The sequence below is a fragment of the Roseibium salinum genome (assembly GCF_026240905.1).
In the GTDB taxonomy this organism is placed as follows: Bacteria; Pseudomonadota; Alphaproteobacteria; order Rhizobiales; family Stappiaceae; genus Roseibium; species Roseibium salinum.
The window spans coordinates 355261-373019 of the sequence record NZ_JAPEVI010000003.1 but is presented as its reverse complement, the minus strand read 5'-3'; the positions used below and the strand labels follow the sequence as shown (position 1 = coordinate 373019).

Below are 17759 nucleotides of genomic sequence, written 5' to 3'. Positions count from 1 at the left end.
TATTACCGGAAAACGCTCCACCGGCCTTTACCGCTTCGGCCAGGCCCAGCGTGGAGGGTCGATTCCGTCCACAACCGTTTCGCCCAGTTCCTTGCGCAAATCGTAGCGGACGCAGCCGTGTTCGGCCGCCAGGACGGACACCAGTTCACTCGCATGAGACACGACGATCACCTGGGTCTTCTCCGCCGCCTTGCCGATCAGCCGGGCGAGCGGTTCCAGAAGCGCTGGGTGCAGGCTCGTCTCCGGTTCGTTGAGGACGATCAGCGGTGCGGGCCGGGGCGACAGGAGCGCCGCCGTGAGCAGAAGGTAGCGCAGTGTCCCGTCCGACAGTTCTCCGGCCCGCAACGGCCGCAACAGGCCCTTCTGCTGCATCAGCAGTTCGAAATAGCCGTCATTGACGGCGATCTGAATGGTTGCGCCCGGAAAGGCGTCGTCAACCGCATCCGCCAGCGCCCGTTCGTCGCCGATCTCCACAATGGTCTGCAGCGCAGCGGCAAGATCACCGCCATCGGCCCCGAGCACCGGGGTTCTCGTGCCGATCTTCGGGAATCTGGCAGGTGCATCCCGGTCCGTGCGAAGGTGGTCGTAAAACCGCCAGGCCCGCATGCGTTCGCGCATCACCAGAAGCTCGAGACCATCCTTCGGGTCGGCGGCATGGGTCATCATGCTGTCGAAGCGGGCAAGGTTCTGGACGACCGGGATCCGTTGCCCCTGGCTATCGAGCAACCTGACGGTGGGCCCGTTGCGCCCGGCAATCTCGTTCGAGCGGGAGAGCGCCTCGCCGGCCCACAGGGCCTCCGCCTTGATCTCCGGATCCATGGAAAAGGCCGATCGGCCCGCATCCGCCGGAAGGCCGAGATCGATGGCATAGCCATAGTCCTCGTCGGCGAACCCCAGCTTGAGGCTGACGACGGACTTGCGCACCGTGCCCTGAACCGGCACCTCCCCCCGCTTCATGGCCCGCGAGACGGTTTCCGGCCCGGCCCAGAGCGTCGACTGCAGGCCGCCTTCCGCGGCCAGCGAGGCGATGGCCTGGCCCTGCGCGACCTCCGCAAGCAGCCGGATCGACCGGTAAAGGCTCGACTTGCCGCTGCCGTTCGCGCCGGTCACCAGCGTGATCCGCTCAAGCGGCAGGACGATATCGCGAAGAGAACGGTAGCCGGAGACGGCCAGGGTAAGGATCATTCAGCTGACTTTCGCGTTCCTCACGACCTCATCCCGAGGAGGACTTGTTTCTGGACAACACCTTGAGAGCTTACATTTCATTCCGCCGCACTAACTCCCCTGATCCACCAGCTCGAACCTGTCCACGTCAAAGACACCGAAATCGGTGATCTTCAGATGCGGAATGACGGGAAGCGGCAGGAACGCGACCTGCAGGAACGGCTCGGCCAGGGTGCAGCCGAGGGCTTTGGCGGCCGCGCGCAGGTCCTCCAGCGAGGTCTTTACCGTCTCGAACGTCTCCAGGCTCATCAGGCCGGCAAGCGGCAGGGCAAGCTCGGCCTTGACGCCGGCGCTGTCGGCCACCGCAAATCCGCCCTTCATGGCGATCACCCGGTTGACCGCATGCGCCATGGCGTCCTCATCCGCCCCGACGACGCAGATATTGTGGCTGTCGTGACCGACGGAGGACGCGATCGCACCGTGCTTCATGCCGAAGCCGTTGACGAAGCCGAGGCCGATATTGCCGGTTCCCTTGTGCCGCTCGACGACCGCCACCTTCAGAACGTCCTGGGCCGGATCGATCAAGGTCTTGCCGCTGGCGACCGGCAGGGTCTTTTTCAAGTGCTCGGTGATGATCCGTCCCGGAACCACCCCGATCACGTCGGCCTCGCTGTTGCGCGCCGGAATGTCGAAATGGGCGGCCGAAACCGGCGAAACCCTGACGCTGTCCAGTCCGACGGGCGCAACGATCCGGCGTTTTGAAAACACATCGTCGCCAACCCGGACACCGCCGCTGATCACCTGCGCGACCCGGCAGTCCTCGAAATCGCTCAACAGAACGATGTCGGCCCGCTTGCCGGGCGCGAGCGTGCCGCGATCCTTCAGCCCGAAGGCATTTGCCGCCGACCAGCTGGCCGCCCGGTAGGCGTCGAGCGGCCGTATGCCTTTTTCGATCAGCCGGCGGATCATGCTGTCGAGATGGCCTTCCTCGGCAATGTCCAGCGGGTTGCGGTCGTCGGTGCACAGCGCCACGAAGGCCGACACGTCCGGCTTCAGGATCGGCGCCAGCGCATCGAGATCCTTGGAGACCGACCCCTCGCGAATGAGGATCGTCATACCCTTGGCGAGCTTCTCCAGAGCCTCCTCCGCCGAGGTGGCCTCATGATCGGTCCGGATGCCGGCGGCAAGATAACCGTTGAGCTTCTCGCCCAGCAGCAGGGGGGCGTGACCGTCGATGTGGCCGTCCTGAAACGCGGCGAGCTTGGCAAGCACCTTGGGATCGCGCGCCAGCACACCGGGGAAATTCATGAATTCCGCCAGGCCGATCACCTGGGGATGGTCCCGGAACGGCAGGAGATCCTCGATCTCAAGGCACGCCCCGGCCGTTTCAAAGGCAGTCGCCGGAACGCAGGAGGACAGGTTCACCCTGAGGTCCATGACCGTTTCAAGCGAGCTGTCGAGGAAATAGCGGATCCCTTCCGCACCGAGCACATTGGCAATCTCGTGCGGGTCGCAGATGGCGGTGGTCACGCCGTGGGGCAGCACGCAGCGGTCGAATTCGAAAGGCGTGACGAGCGAGGATTCAACATGAAGGTGGGTGTCGATGAACCCCGGAACCGCCGTCAGGCCCTTGCCGTCGATGGTCACTTCCCCGGAATACTGCCCGTGAGTTCCGACGATCCGGTCGCCCACGACAGCAATGTCCGTTTCGACCATGCTACCGTCCATGACGCTGAAAAGCCGCACGTTCTCGACCACCAGGTCGGCAGGAATTTCTCCTGAACCGGCGGCGATCGCCCTGGCAAGGAACGTTTCATCATGTTTGACCGGCATTGGCCTTCCTCCGATTCTGGTTCTGTCTCCGACAATACGGAACTTGCCGCATCCATCAACGGCCTGCATCCCACACGAGCTCTTCAAACCGCCGGAATACCGGGAGCACCTGCCTTTACGGAACCTCGGCCGGCGCAAAAGCTCAAATCAATAGCAGATAACTTACAGCGCCTTACCGCAGCGCAGCAATGAATCACTGCGGCGCAGGATCAGATTCGAATTGACATATGCGCTCCACGAGCGAATAATTTCATCAAGATAAATTATTCTGTAACCGCCGCCAGAGCGGGCAGACCAGGGAGGAACGAGGAAGGTGGAGGAACCCCGCAAAAACGGCCGCGGTTCGAATTCCGCGCAGCTGCGGCGTTATAACGAACGCATCGTGCTGCAGATCCTGCGGCGCGCCGGGGAAGCCTCCAAAGCCGAGCTCGCCCGTGCGGTGCAGCTGACCAACGCGGCAATCGGCGCCATCATCCAGAACCTCATCGAAGAAGGCCTGATCGTTGCGGCCGGCAAGCGCCATGACGGCAGCAGGGGCCAGCCGGCCACGATCCTGCGGCTTGCGCCAGGCGGCGCCTATTCTTTCGGTGTCCGGCTGGACCGGACGAACCTGGAAACGGTCCTGATGGACTTTTCCGGCCACATCATCGACCGGTGCCTCCACGACATGATCCTGCCGGCACCCGCCAGGGCGCTTGAAATCCTGCTGCAAGACGTGGCGCACCTGCGCGGACAGCTCAGCCAGAAGGAACAGGCCCGCATCACCGGCATCGGCCTTGCCCAGCCCTTCAACCTCGGCGCCTGGCTGCACGAACTTGGCCTGCCGGAAGCCGACTTCGGGAAATGGGAAGATTACGACCTTGCCCGGGCGCTTGAAGAGGCGACGGGACTGCCCGTCTTCAGCGAGAACGACGGCACGGCTGCAGCCGTCGCGGAGCTTTTCTACGGCCTTGGCCGGCAGAACGACAATTTCCTCTATCTGTTCCTGGGGCCGGCAATCGGTGGCGGCCTGATCCTCAAGGGTGACGTGGTACGGGGCGTATCGGGCAATGCGGGCGACGTTGCCATGATACCGGTGCCGCCGAGCAGCCTGTCGACCGCGCCGCCTGCACGGCACGCCTGGGATCTCCTGCTCACCCGCGCCTCCCTCGTTTCCCTTGCCCGCCACATGGCCCCGGACGACTTTGCAAGTCTGCATCGCAAGGATCTGCAGGACGCTCTTGAGCGCGACGACGCCCGTTTCCTCGAATGGATGGAAGACTGCGCGGCCGCTGTCGGCCTCGCCCTGCGCTCCGCCTATGCGCTGCTCGACATGCCGCTGGTCGTGATCGACGGCGATCTGGGCCGCCGCTTCGGCGACAGATTCCGGAAAGTGCTGAAGACTATCGTCGATGAAGCCGCTCCGGAAAAACGGCTCTCGCCGGAAATCGAACTTGGCAGCTTTGGCCACGACGCCGGTGCGATCGGCGCGGCCAGCCTGCCGCAATTTTTCAATTTCTCGCCGCGGGCAGCGATCCTGACCGGCGGGAAAGACACCGGACCTGCTGGAGCCGGCCGCACGGAAGACCGTCGCAGCTTTCCAGCACGGGCAGCACGGTTGGGGTCACATCTGGCCGAACCCAGCCGTACCGATTGACCAGGCCAGGGAGGAAAACGCAAATGATCCGCAAACTACTTGCCACCGGTTCCGTACTTGCAGCAATGGCGGCCACCCCCGCAGTTGCGGCAGACATGTCCGCATGCCTTATCACCAAAACGGACACCAACCCGTTCTTCGTGAAGATGAAGGAAGGTGCGACTGCCAAGGCTGAAGAGCTGGGCATCGAACTGAAGTCCTTCGCGGGCAAGGTCGACGGTGACCATGAAACCCAGGTTGCCGCTATCGAAACCTGCATCGCCGATGGCGCAAAGGGCATCCTTCTCACCGCCTCCGACACGTCTTCGATCGTCCCGGCCGTCAAGCAGGCCCGTGACAAGGGGATTCTGGTGATCGCGCTCGACACTCCGCTGAGCCCGGTAGACGCTGCCGACGCCACCTTCGCCACCGACAACTTCAAGGCCGGTGAGTTGATCGGCCAGTGGGCGGCCGCCACCCTTGGCGACCAGGCTGCCGACGCCAAGATCGCCATGCTCGACCTTGCCATCAGCCAGCCGACCGTCGGCGTGCTGCGCGACCAGGGCTTCCTGCAGGGCTTCGGCATCGAACTCGGCGATCCGAACAAGTGGGGTGACGAAACCGATCCGCGCGTCGTCGGTCACGACGTGACCCAGGGCAATGAGGAAGGTGGCCGCCGTGCCATGGAAAACCTTCTGGCCCAGGACCCGATGATCAACGTCGTCTACACCATCAACGAGCCGGCAGCCGCTGGTGCCTATGAGGCGCTGAAGGGCATCGGCCGTGAGAATGACGTGCTGATCGTTTCCGTCGACGGCGGCTGCCCGGGCGTGCAGAATGTCAAGGACGGCGTTATCGGCGCAACCTCCCAGCAGTATCCGCTGCTGATGGCCTCCAAGGGCATCGAAGCCATCAAGGCCTGGGCCGACACCGGCGAAAAGCCTGAACCGACCCCGGGCAAGGACTTCTTCGACACCGGCGTAGCGCTCGTCACCGACAAGCCGGTCGACGGCGTGGAGTCCATCGACACCGCAGAAGGCACGGACCTCTGCTGGGGCTAAGCGGCACGAACAACAAAAGGGGCATGGGCGGACCTTGCCCCTTTTTTTGAACAATCATTCAGAGGGTTTCGGGCATGACCTCAGATACGAAAACGGCAAATGGACCGGCGGACTACGAATCCGCATTAACGTCCGGGCCACAGGCCGTCGCCGCATTCGATGACCACCGTCACGGATGGGGCCAAAAAATCCAGCACACGCTGCACCAGACGCCATCCCTGGTACCGCTGATTGTTCTGGTTCTATCCGTCATTGTATTCGGCTTGCTGCTCGGGACGAAATTCTTCTCGCCCTTCGCACTGACGCTCATTCTTCAACAGGTGCAGATCGTCGGCATCGTCGCCGCCGCCCAGAGCGTCGTCATTCTGACCGCCGGCATCGACCTGTCGGTCGGCGCCATCATGGTGCTGTCCTCGGTCGTCATGGGCCAGTTCACGTTCCGCTACGGATTGCCTGCCGAGCTTGCCATCGGCGCCGGCCTTATCTGCGGTACGCTGTGCGGCTATCTCAATGGCTTCCTGGTCGCTTTCGTGAAGCTCCCGCCCTTCATCGTCACGCTCGGCATGTGGCAGATCGTGCTGGCGACCAACTTCCTCTACTCGGCCAACGAGACCATCCGCTCGCAGGACATCGCCGAACACGCGCCCCTGCTGCAGTTCTTCGGCAGCAAGGTAAACGTCGGCGGTGCGATCTTCACCTATGGCGTCATCTTCATGGTGGTCCTGGTGCTGGTCCTTGCCTACGCCCTGCGCCAGACCGCCTGGGGACGTCATGTCTATGCCGTGGGCGACGATCCGGAAGCCGCGAAACTCTCCGGCGTGCAGGTCAAGAAGGTGCTGATCTCCGTCTACATGCTGTCCGGCCTCATCTGCGCCTTTGCCGGCTGGGCAATGATCGGCCGCATCGGCTCCGTATCGCCGACGACAGGCCAGCTCGCCAACATCGAATCCATCACCGCCGTGGTGATCGGCGGCATCTCGCTCTTCGGCGGCCGGGGCTCCGTGCTGGGAACCTTGTTCGGAGCGCTGATCGTCGGTGTATTCACGCTCGGCCTGCGCCTTCTGGGGGCCGACGCCCAGTGGACCTACCTGCTCATCGGATTGCTGATCATCGCAGCAGTCGCAGTCGATCAATGGATCAGAAAGGTGTCAGTCTGATGGAACCTGTTCTGCGCGCGCGCAAACTGGTCAAGCGCTACGGCCGCGTCGTGGCCATGGACCGTGCCGATCTCGAGCTGTTTCCGGGTGAAATCCTGGCGGTGATCGGCGACAACGGGGCGGGCAAATCCACCCTCATCAAGGCCCTCAGCGGAGCGGTTATTCCCGATGAGGGGGAGATCCTGCTGGACGGAAAACCGGTGCAGTTCACCTCACCGATCGATGCCCGTGGGGCGGGGATCGAGACGGTGTACCAGACCCTCGCCATGTCCCCGGCCCTGTCGATCACGGACAACATGTTCATGGGCCGCGAGTTGCGCAAACCCGGCTTCCGCGGCAAGTGGCTGCGGCAGCTCGACCGCAAGAAGATGGAGGAAGTCGCCCGCGACAAGCTCAACGAGCTCGGGCTTCTTACCATCCAGAACATCAACCAGGCGGTGGAGACCCTGTCAGGCGGCCAGCGCCAGGGGGTTGCCGTTGCCAGGGCGGCCGCATTCGGCTCCAAGGTGGTGATCATGGACGAGCCGACCGCGGCCCTTGGCGTCAAGGAAAGCCGGCGGGTGCTGGAGCTGATCAAGGAAGTCAGGTCCCGCGGCATGCCGATCGTCCTGATCAGCCACAACATGCCGCATGTGTTCGAGGTTGCCGACCGCATCCACATTCACAGGCTGGGCCAGCGCGCCTGTGTGATCAAGCCCTCGGACTTCTCGATGTCCGATGCGGTCGCGATCATGACGGGCGCGATGGACCCGCCGGAAGGCATTGCAGCCTAGTTGCGACGCTGCGACAGGGTGTCCGGTGGAAGCAGCCAGAGCTGCGAAATTGTGCACCCTTCGCCCCCTTCCGAGGAGCCGCGCAAGCGGCGTCTCGAAGGATGGGCCGCTTGCTCGAAGGATGCCGCACATCCTTCGAGACGGACCTGACGGTCCTCCTCTGGATGAGGATGTGCCAGTGGACGGCCAGATAGCAGCTTGCGCTTGGAGCAACCCGCCTGCTGACAGGCGAAAGGATGCCCTTCCAGGTCAACTTCCCTGAATTCAGGTGTATCGATCTGAATGCAGGTTGATCCGGGCGCTGCCTGGATGCAGCCTCGATTTTGGGGCAGAAGACCCTATTTTCTGGTCCGGCCCTGCCGGGCCGGTTCTTGTGAGAAACCGACCAACTGTTTGGACAATCGATGTTTCTGATTTGCGGTGAAGCGCTGTTTGATCTCTTCGGGGACGCCTCGTCCGGTGACAATCTTTCCTTCGACGCCCGTATCGGCGGCTCGCCCTACAATGTCGCCATGGGCCTTGCGCGCCTCGGCGAAGAGGCAGCCTTTTTCGGCGGCATTTCAAACGATGCTTTTGGCGAAAAGCTGGTGCAGAAGTTCCGAGCCGAAGGCGTTTCGCAGGATTTCGTCCTGAGGACGGATTACCTGACGACGCTGAGCGTGGTGCAGAAGGACGAGCACGGCCATCCCGCCTACACCTTCTATGGCACCGAAGCCGCCGACCGGATGATAACCGTCGACGACCTTCCGATCTTCGCCAAGCCGCCGCAGGTTCTGCATGTCGGTTCCTATACCGCACTGGTCGAGCCCGTGGCCACCGCCTTGAAGGGGCTGATCCGGCGCGAAAGAGACCACACGCTGATTTCGTTCGATCCCAACATCCGGCCCACGGTTGAACCGGACATGGGGCTCTGGCGCAGCAACACGGAAGCGCTTGTCCCGCTGACCGATGTCATCAAGGTCAGCGACGAGGACCTGGCCCTGATCATGCCGGGAGAACCGGCCGAGGACATCGCCCGCAGCTGGCTCGCCCGGGGCGCGGGACTTGTCATTGTGACCCGGGGCCGCGACGGCGCGACCGCCTTTACGGCAAAGGCCGAGGTGAGCCGCCCGGGCGTCAAGGTGCAAGTCGAAGACACGGTCGGCGCCGGCGACACGTTCCAGGCAGCGCTTCTGGCCGGCCTCAAGGAACTGGGTGCTACAGGCAAGAGCGGGCTGGGCAACCTTGACGAGGCGCGCCTGAATCGTCTTCTTGAGTTCGCGGTCAAGGCTGCCGCCATCACCTGCTCGCGCCGCGGAGCCGATCTGCCCCGCAGGAGCGAACTGGAAAAAGAATGGCACGCCTTGAAATGAGGGGCTGACAATCAAATTAAATCGATTTAAAACCCCGGTACAAAACCGGTCGTGGTGCCGGTGATCCGTTGAACAGACTGCTGTTTGGAAGGGATGGTTGTTTATGGCGGTACGCGTCATTGAAGTGGAAGAATTCGATCTGATCGTCTTCGGGGCGTCCGGTGACCTTGCGCACCGCAAGCTGCTCCCGGCTCTTTATCACCGGGATGCCGACGGCCAGATGCCGCCAAACGCGCGTATCATCTGCAGCGCCCGCAGCGACTATACCGGCGACGACTATCGCAAATATGCCAAGGCAGCGCTCGAGGAACATGTTACGGATCTGGACGACGAGCACCTTGCGCAGTTTCTGAAACGCATCAGCTACGTCAAGATCGACGTCAAGTCCGGCGAAGGTTTTGAAGGTCTGAAGACGGTCCTGGACGAGCGTCCGGACGTCATCCGCGCCTTCTACCTGGCCGTCGGCCCTGACCTGTTCGGCACGATTAGCGAGAACCTCGGCAAGATCGGCGTCGTCAACGACCATTCGCGCGTCGTGATGGAAAAGCCGATCGGCAAGGACGGCGCATCGGCCAGGGCGCTCAACGACACCGTGGGTGCCGTCTTCAACGAACACCAGATCTTCCGTATCGACCATTATCTGGGCAAGGAAACCGTCCAGAACCTGATGGCGCTGCGCTTTGCCAATGCGCTGTTCGAGCCGCTCTGGAACGCGGCCCATATCGATCACGTTCAGATCACCGTGGCCGAATCCCTCGGCGTGGGCGGCCGCGCCGGCTATTACGATACGGCCGGCGCCCTGCGCGACATGGTCCAGAACCATATCCTGCAGTTGCTCTGCCTTGTGGCCATGGAGCCGCCGGAGTCCATGAACGCCGACAGCGTTCGCGATGAGAAACTGAAGGTGCTCAAGGCACTTGCGCCGATCGACGAGCAGACTGCCGACAAGCTGACCGTCCGCGGTCAGTATCGGGCAGGCGCTTCGTCGGGCGGTGCCGTGCCGGGATACCTGGAAGAACTTGGCAACGAGGACAGCAGGACGGAGACCTTTGTCGCCGTGAAGGCGGAAATCGCCAACTGGCGTTGGGCGGGGGTTCCCTTCTACCTGCGTACCGGCAAGCGCCTGGCGCAGCGTGTTTCGGAAATCGTGGTTCAGTTCCGCCCGATCCCGCATTCCATCTTCGATGCGGAAGCCGGCGTGATCACCGCGAACCGCCTGATCATCCGCCTGCAACCGGACGAAGGCGTGCAGATGCAGGTGATGATCAAGGACCCGGGCCCGGGCGGCATGCGCCTGCGCCAGGTGCCGCTGGACATGAGCTTTGCCGATGCCTTCAAGGTGCGTAATCCGGATGCCTATGAGCGGCTGATCATGGATGTTATCCGCGGCAACCAGACCCTGTTCATGCGCCGCGACGAAGTGGACGCCGCCTGGGCGTGGATCGATCCGATCCAGGCCGCGTGGGTTGCCTCGAAAGAAACACCAAAGGGCTACACCGCCGGAACCTGGGGCCCTTCCGCCTCCATCGCGCTGGTGGAACGGGACGGACGCACCTGGGCGGAGGACGACGGCACCTGATCGCGGGCAGCAGATCACAGCTCACGGGGCGCCGCCCTGTGAGAGCCGTCAGCCAGATCGTTTGAAGAACTGCAAAGAGGCAAAGGTGCGCCCTATTTGCCTGACTGAACACGGCCAGCCGGCCACCGGTTAGCAAAGGACTTGAAGCTATGACCATCCAGGACCGCATTGGCGACGTCACCGAACGGATTGTCAAACGCAGCCATGACAGCCGCTCCGTATATCTGGAAAGGATTGGCAAGGCCGCGGAGCAAGGCCCGCAGCGGTCCCGGCTTTCCTGCGGCAACCTTGCCCACGGGTTCGCAGCCTGCGGGGTCTCAGACAAGCAGGCCCTGGCCGGCGACGTGGTGCCGAACCTCGGCATCATCACCTCGTACAACGACATGCTGTCGGCGCATCAGCCGTACGAGACCTATCCGGCGCTCATTCGCGATGCAGCGCATGAGGTCGGCGCGGTGGCGCAGGTGGCTGGCGGCGTGCCGGCCATGTGCGACGGCGTGACCCAGGGTCAGGACGGGATGGAACTGTCGCTGTTTTCCCGCGATGTGATTGCCATGGCGGCCGCGGTCGGTCTTTCGCACCAGATGTTCGACGCGGCGGTGTTCCTGGGCATTTGCGACAAGATCGTGCCGGGCCTCGCCATCGCCGCCCTGTCCTTCGGCCATCTGCCGGCGGTGTTCATTCCCGCCGGCCCGATGCCCACCGGCATATCCAATGACGAAAAGTCCAAGATCCGCCAGCTCTATGCGGAGGGCAAGGTCGGCCGCGACGCGCTGCTGGAAAGCGAGTCGAAAGCCTACCACTCGCCGGGCACATGCACCTTCTACGGCACGGCCAATTCCAACCAGATGCTGATGGAAATCATGGGCCTGCACATGCCGGGCGCCTCCTTCGTCAATCCGGGCACGCCGCTGCGCGAGGCCCTGACCAAGGAAGCCGCCAAACGCGCCCTCGCCATTTCCGCCCTCGGCAACGAGTTCACGCCGGTGGGCGAGGTCATCGACGAAAAGGCCATCGTCAACGGCGTCGTCGGCCTGCATGCCACGGGCGGCTCCACCAATCATACGATGCACCTTGTCGCGATCGCGGCGACCGCCGGGATCAAGCTGACCTGGGACGACATTTCCGAGCTCTCGGACGTGGTGCCGCTGCTTGCGCGCGTCTACCCGAACGGCAAGGCAGACGTGAACCATTTCCAGGCCGCGGGCGGCCTGGCCTTCCTCATCCGGGAACTGCTCTCCGGCGGCTATCTGCACCAGGACGTCAAGACCGTCTACGGCACCGATCTTTCCGGCTACACGGTCGAGGCCAGGCTCGATGCCGAAGGCAATGTCCACCGCGAGGAAGTCCCGGCCGTGTCCGGAGACGAGACGGTCGTCGCCCCGCTCTCCAAGCCATTCCAGCCGACCGGCGGCCTCAAGATGCTGCGCGGCAATTTCGGCAAGGCGGTCATCAAGATTTCCGCCGTCGCCAGGGAGCGCCACGTCATCGAAGCCCCGGCCCGGGTCTTCCATTCGCAGGAAGAATTCCTGACGGCTTTCAAGAACAAGGAACTGACCGGTGACGTCGCCGCCGTGGTGCGGTTCCAGGGACCGAAGGCCTGCGGCATGCCGGAGCTTCACAAGCTGACGCCGAGCCTCGGCATCCTTCAGGACCGCGGCCACAAGGTTGCCCTGATCACCGACGGGCGCATGTCGGGCGCCTCCGGCAAGGTGCCCGCGGCCATTCACGTCACGCCGGAGGCGGCTGCGGGCGGCCCGATCGCCAGGATCCGCGACGGCGACATGATCCGCATCGATGCGGTCACCGGCGAACTGTCCGTTCTCGTCGACGAAGCGGAGTTCAACGCCCGCCCCGCGGCCGAAGCGGACCTCAGCGGCCACCAGGCCGGCGTCGGCCGCGATCTCTTTGCCGCTTTCCGCGCCAATGTCGGCACGCCGGATACCGGCGCGCATGTTTTTGGAACATAGTGCAGACAGGAATGGAAAACCCCGGCCTAGATGAAGTTTACAACTGCATTAATGAGGCATTGCCCTTCTTCTTCGGCATTGCCTTATTCTGGATTGCGGTTCTTTTCATCGTGATACGGAGAGACTACCGGCTGACCTTTTATGAGACTTTTCTTTCGCTCACCGGTCTGGTTCGTCTCAAGATCACCACTAAGCTACGATTGCTTCAAGGGTTGGCATTGGTCACGCCGTTTATGCCTCTAGGCATTCAATTTTATTTGTGCGGCCAACGTTTTAGTTAGTCTCGAAGAGAGAAAGAAATGTCCCAGGATATCGCAAGAATTGAAAAAGTAATGTGCGCCGCACCGGTGATCCCGGTTCTGGTCGTCGATGATCCGAAAAAGGCCGTGCCGATGGCCGAGGCGCTGGTGCGCGGCGGCCTGCCTGCCATCGAGATCACGTTGCGCACGCCTCATGCCCTTGAGGCGATCAATGCCGTCAACGAGCATGTGGAAGGTGCAATCGTCGGTGCGGGCACGGTGCTGGATGCCAGGCAATATGACGCCGCGGTGTCTGCCGGTGCCAGGTTCATCGTATCTCCCGGCGCAACCGAGGCCCTGCTCGACGCCGCCGACCAGCACTCCGTTCCGCTTCTGCCAGGTGCCGCGACGGCCTCTGAGGTCATGTATCTTCTGGAACGCGGCTACGAGAGGCTCAAGTTCTTTCCCGCCGAACAGGCCGGGGGCGCAGCCTACCTGAAGTCCCTCTCCTCGCCGCTCGCGGCCGCCAAATTCTGCCCGACCGGCGGTGTCAGCCTGGAAAAGGCACCGGACTACTTGAAACTGCCGAACGTTCTGTGCGTCGGCGGCTCCTGGATCGCCGATGCGAAGGCAATTGCCGCCGAGGACTGGACCGGCATCGAGGAGCGCGCGAGGGCGGCAGTGCAACTCAAGGGCTGATTGGGCTGATTGGGTTGAATGCAGCTTCCAACCGGTTTTCTGCAAACACATCCTCATTCTGAGCAGGGCCTTCAGGTCCATCTCGAAAGTGAAGCTGCATGCTCCGGCAAGCGGCCAATCCCTTGAGGTGCCGCTTGCGCGGCTCCACGGGGCGAAGTCATGCGTGCAAATTCAGGCAGCTTATAGAAGCACTGCCTGTCGTCAGGCGCCCTCTGCCCGCTCGGCAGCCTCGAACGCTGCATCGGCCAGAGCCTCGTCATCTTGTTCGCCGAGCGACCGGTCCCACAGGAGCCGCAACCCGGCCGTGGTGTCGGTCCTCCAGGCAAATTCGGCAAGAACCGGCCTGTCGAACGTCTTGATCGTCAGCACCACGTCGTCGGGAAGCGCCGTCAAACCCTTGGCCGAAACCCGGCAGCCCTTGTAGCCGGCATCGATGATTGTGCCGGTGATCTCGGTCAGGCCTTCCGGATCGGCAAGCTTGACCGGGATGCTGACATCCCGTCGTCTTTCATTTCGCTTGTTGAAGACAAGGGTCTTATCGGACTTGGCAAACACGACCGTGGCCTCGTCGCCTTTTTTCGAGGTCACCTGCGCCTTGATCAGCTTGCCCGCATTGCCGGTCCGGATACCGATATTCAGATGAAGTTCTTTGATGTCCGCCGATGTAAGACAGCAGCCCCATTCACTGACGTTCGAGACCGCTGCACCGATAACTGACAGCGTGTCAAAATCAACCACGAGGCATTCTTTCGCCTCGGACCTGTCCCGGAGATGATCCCGTTCGTGCATTTCGGCCTCTTCGCTCATGGAGCGACCTTACGTTGCGGAGAGTTGCAAACAGTTTAATGTTTTCATCGCCGCTCCTGGATATTCAGTCTGTACTAATACTTACAAATTACTTCAGAAATCACTTGACGAAGGCCACTTTCCACATTTCGCCGGCATGGACTTTTTTTCCTATTTTGTCCTCCCCCTGCCAAAATTGCTGTGCTATCTGGTGGCGGCGCCCGGAAAGACGTGGTTCCAGGTGAATTCAATCGATTTAGGGGAATGTCTCATGGCTCTCGACGCAGCATTCGGCGCACTCGACCAGCATGCCGAACAGTTGAAAAACACCACGCTGCGGGACCTGTTCGCCGCCGACCCTGAACGGTTCGAAAAATTCTCGGCCCGTACCGACGATCTTCTACTCGACTATTCCAAGTCGAAGATCGATGTAAAGGCGATGGACTTGCTGGTGCAGCTTGCCAAAGCCGCTGACGTCGAAGGCAGGCGCGCGGCAATGTTTGCCGGCGAGAAGATCAATGTGACGGAACAGCGAGCCGTGCTGCACACCGCCCTTCGCAACCGGTCGGACGACCCGGTTGTCGTGGACGGCAGCGACGTGATGCCGGACATACGCGACGTGCTGGCTGCCACCGCCGATTTCGCCGAGGCCGTGCGTTCCGGAGATCTCAGGTCGTCCTCCGGAGCGCCGTTCACCGATGTCGTCAATATCGGCATCGGCGGCTCCGACCTCGGCCCGGTCATGACCACGCTGGCGCTTGCCCCTTACCATGACGGCCCGGAACTCCATTATGTCTCCAACGTCGATGGCGCCCATGTCGCCGACACGCTGGAGAAGCTGGACCCGGAGACCACGCTGATCATCGTCGCCTCCAAGACCTTCACCACCATCGAGACGATGACCAACGCGCGGACCGCGCGCAAATGGATCGCCGGCACTCTGGGTGAAGACGCCGTGGGCGACCACTTCGCCGCCGTTTCCACTGCCCTCGACAAGGTCGCGGAGTTCGGCATCGACGAAAGCCGCGTCTTCGGCTTCTGGGACTGGGTCGGCGGGCGTTACTCGGTCTGGTCCGCCATCGGTCTGCCGCTGATGATTGCCATCGGCCCGGATGCCTTTGCCGATTTCCTGGAAGGCGCCCACGCGCTGGACAACCATTTCAAGGAAGCGCCGCTGGGACAGAACCTGCCGGTTCTGATGGCCCTGATCGGCGTCTGGAACCGGGACGTCCTCGGGCTTTCGTCCCGCGCCGTGCTGCCCTATGACCAGCGCCTCGCCCGGTTGCCCGCCTATCTGCAGCAGCTCGACATGGAATCCAACGGCAAGCGGGTGAAGCTGGACGGCAGCCCCGTCGGCCGGGAAACCGGCCCCCTTGTCTGGGGCGAGGCGGGCACCAACGGCCAGCACGCCTTCTACCAGCTGCTGCACCAGGGCACGACGGTGATCCCTTGCGAATTCCTGATCGCCGCGAACGGCCACGAAGACGACCTGAAACACCACCACGACCTTCTCATCGCCAACTGTCTGGCGCAATCGGAAGCCCTGATGCTGGGCCGGACACTTAAGGAAGCGACCTCCATGCTGGAAGCGTCCGGCATGGCGGATGAAGACGTGCGGCGTCTTGCGCCCCACAAGGTGTTCCCCGGCGACCGTCCCTCGCTTACGCTTGTCCATGACAAACTCACCCCTTTCGCGCTCGGCCGCCTGATCGCCCTCTATGAACACCGCGTGTTTGTCGAAGGGGTCGTCTGGGGCATCAACTCCTTCGACCAGTGGGGCGTCGAACTCGGCAAGGAACTGGCAACGGCGCTGCTTCCCATGGTCAAGGGCGAAGCCCCGGCAAGCGGCAAGGACGCCTCCACCCAGGGCCTTCTGGCGGCGCTAAAAGGTTGAAAGCAGAATATTATCCGTAAAACAGCGGAAGCCCGGGGCTGACGGACAGCCTCCGCCATATTTTCGCCCTACCTGGACTATCTGCTTCACATTGTTGAAGAACTCTGGTCGAAATTCTTTTCGCCGCTGGTGAACCGCTGCAATCAAATATTGCCCGGACGCGCAAAGCAGCTTAGCTTTCGACAGGAAGATTATTCGATATGAATGCGCCGTTTTATACGGCCGGAAGGGAGTTAGTTTTATGAAGAAGTTTCTTCTGCTCGCAGCCGTCGGCCTCGCGCTGGCGGGATGTCAGTCTGACAGCCAGACCGACCGCGCGCTCGTTGGCGGCGGATTGGGTGCCGCGACCGGCGCGGCAGTCGGCGCAGCCGCAACTGGCGATGTCGGCGGTGCTCTTGTAGGGGCCGCCATTGGCGGTGCCGGTGGTGCGATCGTCGGCAGTGCAACCACACCGAAGAACTGCGTGGCCTATGACAGATACGGCAACCCGTACCGCGTCGCCTGCCCGTAACGGAATGTGACACGCATTTTATTTCGGCGCTCTGACCGGTTAGGAAAACAAAAATGAAAAGACTACTCGTGATCGCTGCAACTGCGGCCCTTCTGGCAGGTTGCCAGTCCAGCAGCCAAACGGACCGGGCCCTTGTCGGCGGCGGTCTTGGCGCTGCAACCGGCGCCATCGTCGGCGCTGCCGCAGGTGGCGGCGCGGGCCCTGCCCTTGCCGGCGCTGCGATCGGCGCGGCCGGCGGTGCCATCATCGGCGCCGCGACGACACCGAAAAACTGCGTGGCCTACGACGCCTACGGCAACCCGTACCGGGTCGCCTGCCCCTGATTGAGGCGGATCTGAACACTTCAGGCTTTAAGGGCTGTACAGAATGAAAAACATACTTGTGGTCGCTGTCGCGGCCACCCTGCTGGCTGGGTGCAGCTCAAGCAGACAGACGGACCGGGCACTGATCGGCGGCGGCCTCGGTGCCGCAACGGGTGCTATCGTCGGCGCAGCAGCCGGGGCCGGAGCCGCCCCGGTTCTGGCCGGCGCCGCAATCGGCGCGGTTGGCGGTGCGGCTATCGGCGCGGCGACCACACCGAGGCGCTGACAGCGAGTACAGAACCGCCGCGACCGGCAAACACTTCCTCTTCGGAAGCGTTCACTTGGCCCCTTCAGCATCGGGTTTGGATAAGCCGGCCGCGGTAAGGAACTGTTAACCATAAAACCCCACCCTTGGCGGGACATTTTTCTCGCCAGGGGGCTCCGGATGAGATCCATCGTGACTGCTGCTGTCCTTGCCATGCTCCTGGCAGGCTGCACCAATACGGAAAGCCAGCGCGACAGGATGCTGATCGGCGCCGGCCTCGGAGCGGCGACCGGTGCAACCATCGGCGCCGTTGCCGGCTCGACCGTCAACGCCACCCTTGCCGGGGCAGCCCTCGGGGCTGTCGGCGGCGGCCTGATCGGTGTGGTCACCTCGCCGCGCAGCTGTATCGCGCGCGATCTCGACGGAACGCCCTATAGGGTTCGCTGCCCCTGACGAGCAACATTGCAAGAGAAATGGGCTGGTCCCCCGAACCGGCCCTCAGCTTGTCGAAGAAGCCCATCCCCCTCAATCGTCGTCCCGGACGCAGCGACGCGGAGGT

17 protein-coding genes are annotated in these 17759 nt (G+C 62.7%); 14 read left to right on the top strand and 3 right to left on the bottom strand.

Going from position 1 to position 17759, the window contains the following annotated elements; genetic code table 11:
- Positions 1 to 27 precede the first annotated feature (27 nt).
- Together ON753_RS06200 and ade are read right to left on the bottom strand one after the other, a co-directional pair.
- Entirely contained in the window at positions 28 to 1185 is a 1158-nt protein-coding gene (locus ON753_RS06200) for an AAA family ATPase (protein ID WP_265961703.1), read from the bottom strand.
- Between the two features lie 90 nt (positions 1186 to 1275).
- Positions 1276 to 2997, bottom strand: coding sequence for an adenine deaminase (gene ade, locus ON753_RS06195; RefSeq protein WP_265961702.1), 1722 nt, complete (start codon positions 2995 to 2997; stop codon positions 1276 to 1278).
- Between the two features lie 313 nt (positions 2998 to 3310).
- Between ade and ON753_RS06190 the strand changes: the two genes are divergently transcribed.
- The 9 genes from ON753_RS06190 (at position 3311) to eda (ending at position 13442) form a co-directional block, all read left to right on the top strand.
- Entirely contained in the window at positions 3311 to 4633 is a 1323-nt protein-coding gene (locus tag ON753_RS06190; protein ID WP_265961701.1) for an ROK family transcriptional regulator, read from the top strand.
- Positions 4634 to 4656: 23 nt separating this feature from the next.
- Complete coding sequence (locus tag ON753_RS06185; RefSeq protein ID WP_265961700.1) at positions 4657 to 5673, top strand: sugar ABC transporter substrate-binding protein; 1017 nt, start codon at positions 4657 to 4659, stop codon at positions 5671 to 5673.
- 74 nt (positions 5674 to 5747) lie between these two features.
- The gene (locus ON753_RS06180; RefSeq protein ID WP_265961699.1) at positions 5748 to 6830 is read left to right on the top strand and encodes an ABC transporter permease; all 1083 of its coding nucleotides are present in this window, start codon (positions 5748 to 5750) and stop codon (positions 6828 to 6830) included.
- A complete protein-coding gene (locus ON753_RS06175; RefSeq protein WP_265961698.1) occupies positions 6806 to 7603 on the top strand; it encodes an ATP-binding cassette domain-containing protein in 798 nt (265 codons plus the stop codon). The genes ON753_RS06180 and ON753_RS06175 overlap by 25 nt, the downstream gene beginning before the upstream one ends.
- Before the next feature lie 404 nt (positions 7604 to 8007).
- The gene (locus ON753_RS06170; protein WP_265961697.1) at positions 8008 to 8955 is read left to right on the top strand and encodes a carbohydrate kinase family protein; all 948 of its coding nucleotides are present in this window, start codon (positions 8008 to 8010) and stop codon (positions 8953 to 8955) included.
- 103 nt (positions 8956 to 9058) lie between these two features.
- Positions 9059 to 10534, top strand: coding sequence for a glucose-6-phosphate dehydrogenase (gene zwf, locus ON753_RS06165; RefSeq protein ID WP_265961696.1), 1476 nt, complete (start codon positions 9059 to 9061; stop codon positions 10532 to 10534).
- Positions 10535 to 10683: 149 nt separating this feature from the next.
- Positions 10684 to 12504 carry a phosphogluconate dehydratase gene (gene edd / locus ON753_RS06160; RefSeq protein WP_265961695.1) on the top strand — a complete coding sequence of 607 codons (1821 nt, stop codon included), beginning with the start codon at positions 10684 to 10686 and terminating at the stop codon, positions 12502 to 12504.
- A gap of 11 nt (positions 12505 to 12515) precedes the next feature.
- Complete coding sequence (locus tag ON753_RS06155) at positions 12516 to 12785, top strand: hypothetical protein (RefSeq protein WP_265961694.1); 270 nt, start codon at positions 12516 to 12518, stop codon at positions 12783 to 12785.
- An 18-nt stretch (positions 12786 to 12803) separates the two neighbouring features.
- A complete protein-coding gene (gene eda / locus ON753_RS06150; protein WP_265961693.1) occupies positions 12804 to 13442 on the top strand; it encodes a bifunctional 4-hydroxy-2-oxoglutarate aldolase/2-dehydro-3-deoxy-phosphogluconate aldolase in 639 nt (212 codons plus the stop codon).
- Positions 13443 to 13643: 201 nt separating this feature from the next.
- Here the strand turns inward: eda and ON753_RS06145 are convergent, their stop codons facing one another.
- Positions 13644 to 14249, bottom strand: coding sequence for a PilZ domain-containing protein (locus tag ON753_RS06145; protein WP_265961692.1), 606 nt, complete (start codon positions 14247 to 14249; stop codon positions 13644 to 13646).
- Between the two features lie 250 nt (positions 14250 to 14499).
- On the opposite strand from ON753_RS06145, the gene pgi reads away from it, so the two are divergent.
- The 5 genes from pgi to ON753_RS06120 all read left to right on the top strand — a co-directional run bounded on the left by pgi (position 14500) and on the right by ON753_RS06120 (position 17653).
- Positions 14500 to 16122: a glucose-6-phosphate isomerase gene (gene pgi / locus ON753_RS06140; protein WP_265961691.1), complete on the top strand. Its 1623-nt coding sequence runs from the start codon at positions 14500 to 14502 to the stop codon at positions 16120 to 16122.
- 241 nt (positions 16123 to 16363) lie between these two features.
- Entirely contained in the window at positions 16364 to 16633 is a 270-nt protein-coding gene (locus ON753_RS06135) for a glycine zipper domain-containing protein (RefSeq protein ID WP_265961690.1), read from the top strand.
- A gap of 53 nt (positions 16634 to 16686) precedes the next feature.
- Entirely contained in the window at positions 16687 to 16956 is a 270-nt protein-coding gene (locus ON753_RS06130; protein WP_265961689.1) for a bacteriocin, read from the top strand.
- A gap of 43 nt (positions 16957 to 16999) precedes the next feature.
- Positions 17000 to 17221, top strand: coding sequence for a hypothetical protein (locus tag ON753_RS06125; protein WP_265961688.1), 222 nt, complete (start codon positions 17000 to 17002; stop codon positions 17219 to 17221).
- 171 nt (positions 17222 to 17392) lie between these two features.
- Entirely contained in the window at positions 17393 to 17653 is a 261-nt protein-coding gene (locus ON753_RS06120; RefSeq protein WP_377047395.1) for a hypothetical protein, read from the top strand.
- Positions 17654 to 17759: the final 106 nt, after the last annotated feature.